The sequence below is a fragment of the Clostridium sp. genome (assembly GCF_051278035.1).
GTDB lineage: Bacteria > Bacillota > Clostridia > Clostridiales > Clostridiaceae > Clostridium_AD.
In genome coordinates, this window is the sequence record NZ_JBNMNU010000126.1 from 1 (window position 1) to 12,672 (window position 12,672).

A 12,672-nucleotide genomic window follows, 5' to 3' on the forward strand; every position below is an offset into this window, starting at 1 on the left:
TTCGGATTATTATAACCACGTTAAACCCGTAAACTAATGAAACGCCTTATACCGAACGGTACGTAGGGTGTTGTGAAAGGGGCGAAACATTTTAATTGTTAGCTTCTATTCGATTTCACTCATATCTACCACATTCTGTTTAGGAAGGATAGATGATTTTTCTAAATCATATATCGTATATTGCGTTTCTACATAATTAATACAATATAAAATTATATCACATAAAATAATTGCAAAAAATATATCCATTATGACGTGTTGTTTCACAAATTCAGTGGATATGATAATAAGAAAGCCCATCACATTAACAGGTAATTTAATTCGTTTAATAGCATCGGTTGAATTAATTCCTTTCATAGCAAGGTATGCAGTAATCACATGGATGCTTGGGAAACAATTATATGGTTCATCAGAATTATATGTAAACAAAATCAGTTTAGAAAATATATCATCTCCTGTAACAAGAGGTCTTGTAACAGTTGTTTGAAAAAAATAATAAATTATAAATGTAACTACATAACATAAGCACAAGGTAATCATAATTTTATAATAAACTCTTCTGTTTTTGTAGCATAAGTAAACAAAACAAATGGCTAAGAAAAACCACAAAGTCATATAAGGTATTATAAAAATTTTTATAAGTGGTAAAACTCTATCTAAATCAGTAGTTAAATCGTAAATGCCTCTTTGAGTATTATTTAGTCCCCAGTAAAACAAATTTGAAAATGGAACACAACCAATAAGTAATAGGGGTAATAATTTTTTGAAAAGCTTCTTCAAGTAATCAGTCCTCTCTTTAAATAATAAGCTTATCTTCAAGGATTAGTTTAACCTAAAATCACAGCGGGTTCAATATTTTTCATAGGAAAATATATAATATTATGTCATAAATTCAAATTAACAATTAAGCGGTATAAAGATTATGCATTTACTTAAACAACATCGCACTTTGGTGTATCAACCATGTCCTTGCCATCTGGCAGAAACAGGAGATTGTATATTATGCTCCCAGTTGGCAGGTAAAAGTTTCTGTGATTGTGCTAATTGGAATGGAGTATGTATATATCAAGAATATGCTTCAAATAATTACAAAGCTAAAGAAGGCAGAAAATATTATAACTGCAAAATAGTAAAAAAGAATAAATTAGAAGGTAATATAATTATATTCACTTTAGAGGGGACGGAAAAATTGGTAAGTGAACTTATTCATCCGGGAAGTTTTATTTTTGTACGAAGACCAGGTACGCAAGAAAGTTTTGATACTCCAATATCTATAATGGATACTGACACTAGAAACAATTCTATAACTATTGCTATAGAACTCAAAGGAGTTAAAACTAAAGCACTAGATTTGCTAAACATAGGCGATGACATGATTGTGAAAGGACCATTTTGGAATGGTATTTTGGGACTTAAAAAAATATATACAATTAAGAATAGCAAATGCTTAATTGTAGCAAGGGGCATAGGTCAAGCACCTATGATACAAGCACTTAGACATCTACATTCAAATAATAATGAAGTTATAGTTGTGCTTGATAATACGCCTTATAAAAATAGTTTTGTGAGTGAGTATCTAGATAAATATGCTTCAAGAACTATACAGGTGGAAACTTTAAGTCTTGGTAGAATTACAGATGAATTTGATAATATATTGAGGGAAATAATTAGGGATAATGATATTAGTTTAGTGCACTCAGATGCAGCAGACATTTTGAACTATGAACTTATGAAGACTGTAGAAAATATAGATAAAAGCATTGAGTTTTCTTGTTGTAATAATTCTAAGATGTCCTGTGGAGAAGGTGTATGTGGGTGTTGTACAAGAACAAATGATGATTGTAAGCTCAGAAGGCTCTGCAAAATGCAAACAGAACCTAAATATGTATTAGAAGGGAGGAGAGTATTTTGAAGGTTATCATAATTGGCGGTGGATGGTCAGGTTGTAGCGCGGCAATAACAGCAAGAAAAGCAGGAGCTACAGTTGTAGTATATGAAAAAACGGATATGCTTTTAGGACTAGGGAATGTAGGTGGCATCATGAGAAATAATGGAAGATATACTGCGTCTGAAGAAATGATAGCACTAGGGGCAGGGGATTTAATACATTTGACTGATAAAAACAGTAGACATAAAAACATTGATTTTCCCGGGCACAAACATGCTTGGCTTTATGATGTAAACAAAATTGAACCAGCGGTGGTGACATATTTAAAGTCAATGGATATAGAAATAAACCTTATTACGAGAGTAGTAGATGTTGAAAAAGATGGAAATAGCATAAAAGGAATATATTTATCGGATGGTAAATATGTTGAAGCAGATGTATTTATAGAAACCACAGGATCTACAGGACCAATGGGTAACTGTTTAAAATATGGTAATGGATGTGTAATGTGTGTTTTAAGATGTCCAGCTTTTGGTCCAAGAGTAAGCATAAGTTATAGAGCAGGCGTTGAAGACTTAAAAGGAGAAAGACAAGAAGATGTTTATGGAGCTTTTAGTGGTTCGTGCAAACTAGCGAAGGAATCGTTATCTGATGATATTATAAAAGAGCTGGAGGAAACAGGAGTGGCAGTTTTAAAAGTTCCAGAGGAAGATATAAATTTAGAAAAACTTAAGCAAAAGGTATGTCAACAGTATGCTCTTAAAGAATTTGCAGAAAATATAGTTCTTTTGGATACAGGGCATGTTAAGCTTATGACTTCATATTACCCATTAGATAAACTAAGAAAAATAAAAGGGTTTGAAAACGCAAAATTTATAGACCCATATGCAGGTGGAAAGGGAAACTCTATAAGGTACTTATCTGTAGCCCCAAGAGCAAACAACATGAAGGTTTTAGGACTCGACAATTTGTTCTGTGCAGGCGAAAAGAGTGGGCTATTTGTAGGACACACAGAAGCCATCTTAACAGGGGCATTAGCAGGACAAAATGCTATAAGGAACTATCTAGGAATGCCGCTACTTATATTACCAAGGTCACTAGCTGCTGGGGATATTATAGCTTATGCAAATGAAAGAATAAATACTAAAGAAGGAAGAGCTAACAGATACACGTTTGCTGGGGCAGAATATTTTAATAGAATGAATGAGTTGGGACTTTACACTTTGGATATAGATAAAATAAAGGGGAGAGTAGATAAATTAAACTTAACCAATATATTTAATGAAAAACTTATATAAACTAATGTTTATATATATTAATACTTTATAAGTATATTTTATTTTGTAATACAAATAATACTTTTATGTGGAAAAGATTTGTTATATATGGATTTTTAGGTCTCTTGGGAGAGGTATTGTGGAATGGTTTTGGAGCAATGATTAAAGGTGATGTATTACTAAGGGCCACTACCTGTATATGCATGTTCCCTATATATGGTCTTGCTGTATTTCTTGAACCTGTACATTATAGGATAAAACATCTTCCGCGTATTGTGAGGGGAGGCATATATATGCTTGTTATATTTGCAGTAGAATTATTTAGCGGACTACTGCTTAGATTGATTTTAGGTGCGTGCCCTTGGAACTATACAAATAAATCATTGTCATTATTCGGAATTATTACACTTAGTTATGCTCCAGTGTGGGTTGTGGTCGGGATTATGTTTGAAAAAATACATGATACCATAGTACGAATTGAAAGTAGTATTTATGGTGAATCTAAATGAGTTTAGATTATATATATGCTGATAAAAAAATACATGCAGTAGGCTAAATGTATCAAATACGTTTAAACCTAATGCATGTAGTTTTTATTTGTCTTTAGAACTTGGAGTTAAATATAATAATAGCGAATTAACATTTTCTTTTAATAAATTTGCACTTTGAAGAGATAGTCCTGTGGAGCAAAGCAATTTATTTGGTATTCCAAGGGCTTTTTTTCTGAGATCTATACCTTCGGAAGTTAATTTTATATATACATTTCGCTCATCTACAGTATCTCTAATTCTTTTTATAAGATTCATACACTCGAGTCTTTTAAGTAGTGGTGTTAAGGTACCAGAATCAAGATGTAATTTATGGCCCATTTCCTTCACAGTTATATTATCTTTTTCCCATAATACTAAAAGAGAAATATATTGAGGATAGGTTATACCTAATTCATCTAAAACTGGTTTATACAACTTTGTTATTTCACGAGAACAAGCATATAAAGCAAAGCACAATTGGTTCTCTAATTTAAGAGACTCATCCGTCAATGTTAATCACTTCCTTTGAGCTTTTAAAGTAAATTTTCAATTGATTGTTCTATGTCCATTGGTTCTGTTGGTGATTCATATCGCCCAACAATGTTTCCTTGTCTGTCTATTAGAAATTTAGTGAAATTCCATTTTATAGAATCACCTTCTAAGTTTTCAGGAAATTTTGCTTGTAATATATCATGTAGTTTTTTATCACTTGGATTATTTAAGTCAAAACCTTTAAATGGAGATTCACCCGTTAAATATTTAAATAATGGGTCGGCATCATTACCTTTAACTTCAACTTTTTCTGAAAGTGGGAAAGTTACTCCAAAATTAATTTCACAAAAATTTTTAACGGCGTCATTGCTTTCTGGTTCTTGTTCTGCAAACTGATTAGATGGAAAACCTAGTATTTCAAAACCCTTAGAATTATATTTCTCATATAACTTTTGTAAATCCTTATACTGAGGTGTAAACCCACATTTACTTGCAGTATTGACAATTAGTAATACCTTGTTTTCAAATTGGTTAAGAGCTTCATCATGCCCTTCTATAGTTTTAAATTTAAAATCGTATATTTTCATAATATAATAACCCTCCTTAGAATATATAATTGTTTAAAATAGAATTGTGTACAATTGATTTATAATTTAAATTTAGCATGTTAATAACAAACTGTCAAGTACTTATTGTGTATTAGTGAATAGTATTTTATTCATTAATATATAATAAAATATCATTGATGTTTTAAATTAGAATTCATGATAAAATAATGGTTATTAATCAAGAACTAATACAAATTCTATTTAAACGTTTAGTATCATATTAAGGAGGAGATAATTTTGAATAAGGTTGAGTTAATGGTGATAAAACAAGCGATTATAAATGAGATAGAGGGTTATGAATTTTACAGTATGGCAAGCAGTAAAGCTAAATCAAAAGAAGTAGAAGCCGCTTTCTTAGAACTAGCAAATGAAGAAATGCAACATGTAATTTGGTTGAAAGATTTGTTTAGTAAAATTAAAGATGATAATGCAGTGAATTTTCAATTGGCATTAATTCCAGAACCCACATCTCCAGCAATATTCAAATGGGAGAATATTGATAGAGTTGATGCAGGCATTGCTGTATCTGCCTTTGGAATTGGTATACAGATGGAGAAGACTTCAGTGGAGTATTATGAGAAAGCAGCTAAGGAGACCAAGATAAAAGAGGCAAAAGAACTATACAACATTTTAATCAAGTGGGAAAAAGTTCACTTGGATAAATTTTCGTCACAATATGAAGAGTTAAAGGAAGAGTGGTGGTCAGAACAAGGATATGCACCCTTTTAATTTAGGAATAAGATACTTATTGTTTAATACACATAAGTATCTTATTTTTTTTTATAGGCTATTATATAATTTATTAAAAATAAATGAATAGCATTTCGTATGCATAGTAGAGTAATACTAGGGATAGAACACCTAGGATAATCCAAAATATCATCAGTTTATAATCACATTTTTTAATCTTTGGATTGAAACTATTAATAAGTGGTTCACTATTATTTTTAGGTGCTATTTCTTCAGAGCCTTTGTCCATTTAATACACCTCATTAATTACTTACATAATTATATATATTAGCTATGAGTAAATTAATATGACATATATATTTAAAAAACTCTTGTAAATAACGATAAAACCACCTCTCTGGTTATAGAGAGATGGTTATTTATGGGGGGATAGGATCAAGCAAATAAAATAAAAAGTGTGATTTATTAAATCGGGTTAAGATGTTGAAAACTACTTATAATATATAATATGAAAATTCTAAAAAAAGGTTACTGAAAATTATGATTTTTCTGTGCAAAATTTAAGTGAAATTTTTAGGTATAATATACGTTACATCGAGAGAAAATAACAATGTTAATAGTATCATAAATGCATATGATACTAAAACAAAATATGCTATATAAATGGCATTTAGGAGGTATGGTAACATGCAAAAGGGTAAAAAAAGTGAAGTAAATAAACAAGAAATTAATATTGGAACTAAAAGAACAGATCCTAGTAACAAACAGAAAAATGAAAAAAAAGGTAATAAAATTTGATGATTTTAGTAAAGAATTAAAAAATACTGAAGCATATAGAAAGGGAGTATGATATTATGGAAAAAGAATCACAGTTGTTAATTAATGATAGTGATAAGATAATGAAATTTGAACGTGATATTGATATTGTAACTGGGCAAGAGGTAGGTAAGATAGAAGTTAAGTCCTTAGACGGACATAGGGAGTATATAACATTAGATGATAATGCTGCTGATGAAATAGAAAAGCAGTTATTTAAATATTTAAAAAATAAATAAGCATGTTGTTTATAGGGAGTATAATGGTAATGATGAAAATAAGGTATACTTATTAGATAAGTATACCTTGTTTTCTTTTATTATTAGGGGTAATATTTCACATGAGGGGTTAATATTTTGCTGTGGTAAATTTAAAAATAGATTACATGATTAAAGAATAATTCATAGGAGGAATTTAAAATGAAAAAAGTCGCGGTTATTTTTAATGGTGGAACAATTACTATGACGGTGGATCCAAGAATAAAGGCTGCGGTTCCAACGCTCAGTGGTGAAGAAATAATGGCTATGGTTACGGGGGTTGAAAATTATGCAGATATTGAATCATATACTTTTTCAAATTTACCGGGACCGCATGTAACGCCAGGACTCATGCTGGAGTTATCTAAATACATACAAAGCTTTCTATCTAGAGATGACATATGTGGGGTTGTAGTTACTCATGGTACGGATTCACTTGAAGAAACAGCATATCTATTACACTTAACTATAGATAGTCCTAAGCCTGTGATTGTTACAGGGTCAATGAGAAATAGTTCCGAACTTGGTTATGACGGGCCAGCAAATTTATCTGCATCAATTTGTACTGCTATTTCAGATGAAGCGCGGAATAGAGGAGTATTGGTTTGTCTAAATGATGAACTTAATTGTGCAGGCGAAGTTACTAAGTCACATTCTATGCATCTAAATACTTTTCAAAGTCCTGAGTTTGGTCCAATAGGGATTATTGATAATAATGAAGCAATATTCTATAGAGATAGCTTAACAAAAGAACATATAATGACAGATAATATAGAAACAAGAGTAGATTTAATAAAAGCCTGTGCTGGAATGGATTCAAAACTAATTGATTTTTGTGTGCTAGAAGGAGCGAAGGGCCTTGTTATTGAAGCTATGGGACGAGGAAATATACCACCTAAAATGGCAGAAGGAGTTAAGAAAGCTATAGAGAAGGGTGTTACTGTAGTTGTAGTATCCAGGTGCTTTAAAGGAAGAGTATTAGATTCTTATGGGTATCCAGGTGGGGGAAAAGAACTTAGAAATGCAGGCGTTATTTTTGGCGATAGATTACCAGGCCAAAAAGCTAGAATTAAACTTATGTTGGCACTTTCAAGTACAACAAATATGAAAGAAATACAACGTATATTTGAAAGTGGAAGGTATAAAAGTGGAATAATGTAACAAAGGTAGTATCACCGGAATAACATAATACGAAAAAGTATAAAGGGTGATATTATGAAAATAAATAATAGACTATCAAATGTTAATGAATATCATTTTAAAAAAATTGATGATATTAAAAATGAAGCCATCTTAAGTGGTAAAAAAATTATTGATTTAAGTATAGGAGATCCGGATTTAGAAGTACATTCGAATATTACAGATGCCTTAATAAGCGGATTAAAGGGGAATAGATATAATAAATATCCTCCTTACGATGGTTTAATTGAACTTAAAAAAGCGGTTATGAGATACTATAGCAATGTCTATTCTGTGAGTTTAGATTTGGATGAAGTAATAATTCTTATTGGGTCAAAAGAAGGTATAAGCAATATTATTCCAGCCGTATGTGATATTGGAGATATTGTAATAGTCCCGGAACCTGCATACCCTGTTTACAGCATTTGTTCGAAACTCTGGGGTTGTTTGCCTTATACTGTACCTTTAAAACAAAAAGAGGGTTATATGCTAAATATTGATAATATACCTACTAAAATTGTTAAAAAATGCAAGCTAATTTTTATAAATTATCCTAATAACCCAACAGGTGCTGTAGCTACTAGTGAGTTCTATAAGCGTATTATAAAGTTTTCTTATGATAATAATATTGTTTTATGTAACGATTCAGCATATAATGAAATAATTAAGGCAAATAAAAACCCTATTAGTCTTATGCAGTTTGATGAAAAAAGGCAATGTGTTGAGTTTGGAACATTATCTAAAACTTACAATATGACAGGATATAGAATAGGTTATGCTGTTGGTAATGCCAAAGTAATAAATGCTCTTTTGAAAATTAAGAGTAATTGTGATTCTGGTCAGTTTATTCCTGTGCAAAAGGCTGCTATTGCTGCACTTGATTTAGAACGTACACACATTCAAAATATAAGGAAAATATATGATGAAAGAAGAGACGTAGCTAAAAGTATTTTATCACAAAAAAATATTAGTTTTTTTGATACAGAAGCTACGTTCTATTTGTGGTGTAAAACGCCTAAAAATTATACTACTAATGAGTTTTGTGAAGAATTGCTTACTAATAATGGAATTGTAGTCACCCCTGGAAATGTTTTTGGGGGAATTGGATATGATTATTTCCGCATAGCGCTTACTAAAGATGTGCTTATTATTAAAGAAGCTTTAAAATCTCTAAAAAAATGTGACGAATAATATTATTATTGGTATAATAAAAGCTATATAGGAAATATTTTATTATATGGGTATATTTTTTGTAATATATATAATAAATTTGATATTATTTTCTAGATAAAATCTATAAGAGAGTGAAAACTTATAATTATAGTTCCAAATATATATAATATGCTATGGGCAGTTATGAGGAGTCACAAAGAACATTGGAAGGATGCGTTATTATGATTAGGAGTATGACCGGGTTTGGGAGAGGAACCTGTGAAAAAGATGGTAAAAGCTTTACCATAGAGATTAAAAGTGTTAATCATAGATATTTTGAAACTAATATAAGAATCCCGAGAGTACTAATAGCTTTTGAGGATAAAATTAGAAAAATAATCAATGAAAAGGTAAAAAGAGGTAAACTTGATGTATTTGTAACTCAAGGTAATTATGACAAGGAAGAAGCTTACGCGTCTTTAAATGAAAAATTAGCTGAAAGTTACATTAGGTGTTTCAAAATTTTAAAAGATAAGCATGAGCTCACTGGTGACATATCAGTTTCACAAATAGGTGGATTACCAGAGGTAGTAACTCTTAAGCAGAAAAGTGAAGATTTTTCAGAAAACTTTGATGTAATAGAGAAATCTTTAGCTGATGCGATTAAATATCTTGTTTTAATGAGAGAAAGTGAAGGTGAAAAATTATTACAGGATCTTTCGCGTAAATGTGAAATAATAAATAATTTGGTTCAAAAGATTAAAGAAAGAGCGCCGATGGTTTTTATTGAGTATAAAGATAGACTAACTCAAAGACTTCATGAGATTTATAAAGAAATTGATTTTGATGAGAATAGAGTTGCTATGGAAGTTGCAATTTTTGCTGATAAAGCAGGAATTGATGAGGAAATTGTAAGGCTTAATAGTCATATACAGCAAATGACAGAAACTCTAATTTTAGATGAACCAATCGGTAGAAAACTTGATTTTATTATTCAAGAAATGAATAGAGAAACTAACACTATAGCATCAAAAGCGAATGATTTAGAAATCTTGAATACAGTTATTAATATGAAAAGTGAAATAGAGAAAATTAGAGAACAAATACAGAATATAGAGTAAACAGGAGGCGAATCATGAGTATAAAATTGATAAACATAGGATTTGGAAATATTGTTTCAGCAAATAGATTGGTAGCAATAGTGAGTCCTGAATCTGCCCCAATTAAAAGAATAATTCAAGAAGCAAGAGATAGAGGCATGTTAATCGATGCTACTTATGGAAGAAGAACAAGGGCGGTTATTATCACTGATAGCGATCATGTTATTTTATCAGCTGTTCAACCAGAAACTGTTGCACACAGATTATCGGTAAAAGGCGAGGGACATAATGACGAGGCTTTAAATAATGAAGAGTAGGGGACAGCTAATTGTTATTTCAGGACCTTCCGGTGCTGGTAAAGGTACTGTATGCAAAGCAATTCTTGAAAAAAACAATTTTTGGATTTCAATCTCGGCTACTACAAGAAGTCCAAGAAGCACTGAAGTAGATGGAATAAATTACTATTTTATAACTAAAGAGAAATTCATGGAAAAAATTGCAGCTGAGGATTTTCTTGAATACGCAGAAGTTTATGGGAACTATTATGGCACACCTAAATCCGAGGTTTTAAAAGTGTTAGATAGTGGTAGGGATGTAATACTTGAAATAGATATTCAGGGAGCCCTTATGGTAAAGACATCTTATCCCAAGGGTTTGTTTATTTTTATTCTTCCGCCATCTATGGAGGAATTAAAAAATAGAATTACCAATAGAGGTAGTGAGACACCAGAGTCGTTAATTACTAGATTTACATCGGCTCATAAAGAAATTAGATATGTAACAAGATATGATTATGCAGTGGTAAATGACACTGTAGATTGCGCATGTGAAAAAATTCAAAGTATTATATTGGCAGAAAGATGCAGGGTCGATAGACTAAATGCAGATTTTTTGAAGGAGGAAGTAAATAATGAATAATTCAATGATTAATCCATCAATAGTAGATTTACTAGAAAAAGTTGATAATAGGTATTCCTTAGTTGTAGCAACATCAAAAAGAGCGAGACAAATAATAGAGGGACAAAGCCCGCTTGTACATGTGGATTCTCCTAAGCCTGTTTCAATAGCTATACATGAAATTTATGAAGGCGCTATTGTTGCTACCACAACAAAAGAGGGAATAAAATAGAATGGAAAGTAAAAAGACAGTAGTTATTGGTGTTTCGGGAGGAATAGCAGTATATAAAGCATTAGACGTTATTAGTAGACTTAAAAAGGAAAATGTTGAGATTCATGTTATCATGACTAAGGCTGCTATGGAGTTTGTAAAGCCGATAAGCTTTCAAACAATGAGCCAGAATATGGTGATTCATGATATGTTTAACGAACCTGTATCCTTTGAGATACAACACATATCTATTGCTAAAAAAGCTGACTTGTTTGTTGTAATCCCAGCAACTGCTAATATAATTGGCAAAGTTGCAAATGGTATTGCAGACGATATGCTTACTACTACAATAATGGCAACAAACGCACCAGTGATTTTTGCTCCAGCTATGAATGTTAACATGTACAATAATAAAATAGTGCAAGGAAATATCCAAAAGCTTGAGAATTATGGTTATGATTTCATTGCACCTACCTCAGGAAGACTGGCTTGTGGTGACATAGGTGAAGGGAAATTAGCACAAACTGACGAAATTTTTGAAATAATAATGAGTGATTTGTACCCTCTAAAAGATATGAGGGGCACTAAAGTTTTAGTCACAGCGGGCCCCACAATTGCGCCTATTGATCCGGTTAGATTCATAACTAACAGGTCTTCTGGAAAAATGGGTTATGCAATCGCGAGAGAAGCTAGAGACAGGGGGGCGGTTGTGACTTTAATATCTGGTCCTTGTAACGAAAAAAAACCATTTGGTGTAAATTTCATAAAAATTAATACTAATCAAGAGATGAGGACAGCAGTTTTAAATAATTATGAGGATAGTGACATAGTTATTAAAGCAGCAGCTGTAGCTGACTATAAGCCTAAAGTATACAGTGATAATAAAATTAAAAAAAGTGAAAATAAATTGTGCCTAGAACTTGTATGTGATAATGATATTTTGAGTGAACTCGGAACGCAAAAGAAGAGACAAATACTAGTAGGGTTTGCAGCTGAAAGTAATGATTTACTCCAGAATGCAAAAGCTAAACTTATTAAGAAAAATTTGGATTACATAGTTGCAAATGATATAACGCAAAAGGATAGTGGGTTTGGAACTGAAGATAACAAAGTGTTTATACTAAGCAAAGATAATGATCCAATAGCATTAGACAAAATGTCAAAAAAACAAGTTGCTAGGGAATTGTTTAATTTAATAAATAAAAAGCGCTAATGCGCTTTTTATTTATTAAAATTATAAAACTAAAAGGGTGATTGTGTGTATCAGTATGCTGGAGTTGTGGTAAATAATGAATCGGTTCAGGTAGATAAGGTTTTTACATATAAAATACCTATTAGTTTAATGGGCAAAGTTGCTTTAGGATATAGAGTTAAAGTACCCTTTGGAAAAGGAAATAAGACATTGGATGCTTTTGTTATAGAGCTTTATAAGTGTTGTGATGTAAAGAACATTAAGGATATATCGAGCATTTGTGATGACATGCCACTACTCAAAATAACTGATATTGAACTCATAAAGATTATGAAAGAAAAATATCTTTGTACATATTTAGATTGTATAAAAGTTATTATTCC

At 31.2% G+C, this 12,672-nt stretch carries 16 protein-coding genes and 1 pseudogene; 13 read left to right on the plus strand and 4 right to left on the minus strand.

All coding sequences use genetic code 11. The features are described 5' to 3' along the window. Window positions 1-105: 105 nt before the first annotated feature. Window positions 106-780 carry a phosphatase PAP2 family protein gene (locus ACJAX4_RS16730; RefSeq protein WP_435790590.1) on the minus strand — a complete coding sequence of 225 codons (675 nt, stop codon included), beginning with the start codon at window positions 778-780 and terminating at the stop codon, window positions 106-108. Window positions 781-922: 142 nt separating this feature from the next. On the opposite strand from ACJAX4_RS16730, the gene ACJAX4_RS16735 reads away from it, so the two are divergent. The 3 genes from ACJAX4_RS16735 to ACJAX4_RS16745 all read left to right on the plus strand — a co-directional run bounded on the left by ACJAX4_RS16735 (window position 923) and on the right by ACJAX4_RS16745 (window position 3,674). After that, the gene (locus ACJAX4_RS16735) at window positions 923-1,912 is read left to right on the plus strand and encodes a sulfide/dihydroorotate dehydrogenase-like FAD/NAD-binding protein (protein ID WP_435790591.1); all 990 of its coding nucleotides are present in this window, start codon (window positions 923-925) and stop codon (window positions 1,910-1,912) included. After that, a complete protein-coding gene (locus tag ACJAX4_RS16740) occupies window positions 1,909-3,186 on the plus strand; it encodes an FAD-dependent oxidoreductase (protein ID WP_435790592.1) in 1,278 nt (425 codons plus the stop codon). Before ACJAX4_RS16735 ends, ACJAX4_RS16740 begins: the two co-directional genes overlap by 4 nt. Before the next feature lie 65 nt (window positions 3,187-3,251). Beyond that, entirely contained in the window at window positions 3,252-3,674 is a 423-nt protein-coding gene (locus tag ACJAX4_RS16745) for a putative ABC transporter permease (protein ID WP_435790593.1), read from the plus strand. An 84-nt stretch (window positions 3,675-3,758) separates the two neighbouring features. Here the strand turns inward: ACJAX4_RS16745 and ACJAX4_RS16750 are convergent, their stop codons facing one another. Then, window positions 3,759-4,205 (minus strand): MarR family winged helix-turn-helix transcriptional regulator, encoded by a 447-nt coding sequence (locus ACJAX4_RS16750; RefSeq protein WP_435790594.1) that lies wholly within the window; start codon window positions 4,203-4,205, stop codon window positions 3,759-3,761. A gap of 23 nt (window positions 4,206-4,228) precedes the next feature. Further along, entirely contained in the window at window positions 4,229-4,774 is a 546-nt protein-coding gene (locus ACJAX4_RS16755; RefSeq protein ID WP_435790595.1) for a glutathione peroxidase, read from the minus strand. 258 nt (window positions 4,775-5,032) lie between these two features. On the opposite strand from ACJAX4_RS16755, the gene ACJAX4_RS16760 reads away from it, so the two are divergent. Then, window positions 5,033-5,524 carry a ferritin family protein gene (locus tag ACJAX4_RS16760; protein WP_435790596.1) on the plus strand — a complete coding sequence of 164 codons (492 nt, stop codon included), beginning with the start codon at window positions 5,033-5,035 and terminating at the stop codon, window positions 5,522-5,524. Between the two features lie 73 nt (window positions 5,525-5,597). Here the strand turns inward: ACJAX4_RS16760 and ACJAX4_RS16765 are convergent, their stop codons facing one another. Next, window positions 5,598-5,774 (minus strand): hypothetical protein, encoded by a 177-nt coding sequence (locus ACJAX4_RS16765; protein WP_435790597.1) that lies wholly within the window; start codon window positions 5,772-5,774, stop codon window positions 5,598-5,600. Window positions 5,775-6,339: 565 nt separating this feature from the next. On the opposite strand from ACJAX4_RS16765, the gene ACJAX4_RS16770 reads away from it, so the two are divergent. The 9 genes and pseudogenes from ACJAX4_RS16770 to ACJAX4_RS16810 form a co-directional block, all read left to right on the plus strand. Beyond that, complete coding sequence (locus tag ACJAX4_RS16770; RefSeq protein ID WP_435790598.1) at window positions 6,340-6,540, plus strand: hypothetical protein; 201 nt, start codon at window positions 6,340-6,342, stop codon at window positions 6,538-6,540. A 180-nt stretch (window positions 6,541-6,720) separates the two neighbouring features. Beyond that, the gene (locus ACJAX4_RS16775; RefSeq protein WP_435790599.1) at window positions 6,721-7,719 is read left to right on the plus strand and encodes an asparaginase; all 999 of its coding nucleotides are present in this window, start codon (window positions 6,721-6,723) and stop codon (window positions 7,717-7,719) included. Between the two features lie 54 nt (window positions 7,720-7,773). Next, on the plus strand, window positions 7,774-8,928 hold the full coding sequence (locus ACJAX4_RS16780) for an aminotransferase class I/II-fold pyridoxal phosphate-dependent enzyme (RefSeq protein ID WP_435790600.1): 1,155 nt from the start codon (window positions 7,774-7,776) through the stop codon (window positions 8,926-8,928). 203 nt (window positions 8,929-9,131) lie between these two features. Continuing rightward, window positions 9,132-10,010, plus strand: coding sequence for a YicC/YloC family endoribonuclease (locus tag ACJAX4_RS16785; protein WP_435790601.1), 879 nt, complete (start codon window positions 9,132-9,134; stop codon window positions 10,008-10,010). 14 nt (window positions 10,011-10,024) lie between these two features. Then, window positions 10,025-10,306 carry an extracellular matrix/biofilm regulator RemA gene (remA, locus tag ACJAX4_RS16790; RefSeq protein WP_435790602.1) on the plus strand — a complete coding sequence of 94 codons (282 nt, stop codon included), beginning with the start codon at window positions 10,025-10,027 and terminating at the stop codon, window positions 10,304-10,306. Further along, window positions 10,296-10,907 (plus strand): guanylate kinase, encoded by a 612-nt coding sequence (gmk, locus tag ACJAX4_RS16795; RefSeq protein ID WP_435790603.1) that lies wholly within the window; start codon window positions 10,296-10,298, stop codon window positions 10,905-10,907. Before remA ends, gmk begins: the two co-directional genes overlap by 11 nt. Beyond that, window positions 10,900-11,118, plus strand: a complete 219-nt coding sequence (gene rpoZ, locus ACJAX4_RS16800; protein WP_435790604.1) for a DNA-directed RNA polymerase subunit omega — start codon at window positions 10,900-10,902, stop codon at window positions 11,116-11,118. Before gmk ends, rpoZ begins: the two co-directional genes overlap by 8 nt. Before the next feature lies 1 nt (window position 11,119). Next, window positions 11,120-12,310 (plus strand): bifunctional phosphopantothenoylcysteine decarboxylase/phosphopantothenate--cysteine ligase CoaBC, encoded by a 1,191-nt coding sequence (coaBC, locus tag ACJAX4_RS16805; RefSeq protein WP_435790605.1) that lies wholly within the window; start codon window positions 11,120-11,122, stop codon window positions 12,308-12,310. Window positions 12,311-12,355: 45 nt separating this feature from the next. Beyond that, window positions 12,356-12,672 (plus strand): annotated as a pseudogene (locus ACJAX4_RS16810) (primosomal protein N'); the annotation flags it as partial.

Coding starts and splice junctions, on each gene's coding strand:
- ACJAX4_RS16765 (WP_435790597.1), bottom strand. CDS start 5,774: ATGGACAAAGGCTCTGAAGAAATAGCACCTAAAAATAATAGTGAACCA.
- ACJAX4_RS16775 (WP_435790599.1), top strand. CDS start 6,721: ATGAAAAAAGTCGCGGTTATTTTTAATGGTGGAACAATTACTATGACG.
- ACJAX4_RS16785 (WP_435790601.1), top strand. CDS start 9,132: ATGATTAGGAGTATGACCGGGTTTGGGAGAGGAACCTGTGAAAAAGAT.
- coaBC (WP_435790605.1), top strand. CDS start 11,120: ATGGAAAGTAAAAAGACAGTAGTTATTGGTGTTTCGGGAGGAATAGCA.
- ACJAX4_RS16755 (WP_435790595.1), bottom strand. CDS start 4,774: ATGAAAATATACGATTTTAAATTTAAAACTATAGAAGGGCATGATGAA.
- ACJAX4_RS16780 (WP_435790600.1), top strand. CDS start 7,774: ATGAAAATAAATAATAGACTATCAAATGTTAATGAATATCATTTTAAA.
- ACJAX4_RS16735 (WP_435790591.1), top strand. CDS start 923: ATGCATTTACTTAAACAACATCGCACTTTGGTGTATCAACCATGTCCT.
- rpoZ (WP_435790604.1), top strand. CDS start 10,900: ATGAATAATTCAATGATTAATCCATCAATAGTAGATTTACTAGAAAAA.
- ACJAX4_RS16745 (WP_435790593.1), top strand. CDS start 3,252: ATGTGGAAAAGATTTGTTATATATGGATTTTTAGGTCTCTTGGGAGAG.
- gmk (WP_435790603.1), top strand. CDS start 10,296: ATGAAGAGTAGGGGACAGCTAATTGTTATTTCAGGACCTTCCGGTGCT.
- remA (WP_435790602.1), top strand. CDS start 10,025: ATGAGTATAAAATTGATAAACATAGGATTTGGAAATATTGTTTCAGCA.
- ACJAX4_RS16770 (WP_435790598.1), top strand. CDS start 6,340: ATGGAAAAAGAATCACAGTTGTTAATTAATGATAGTGATAAGATAATG.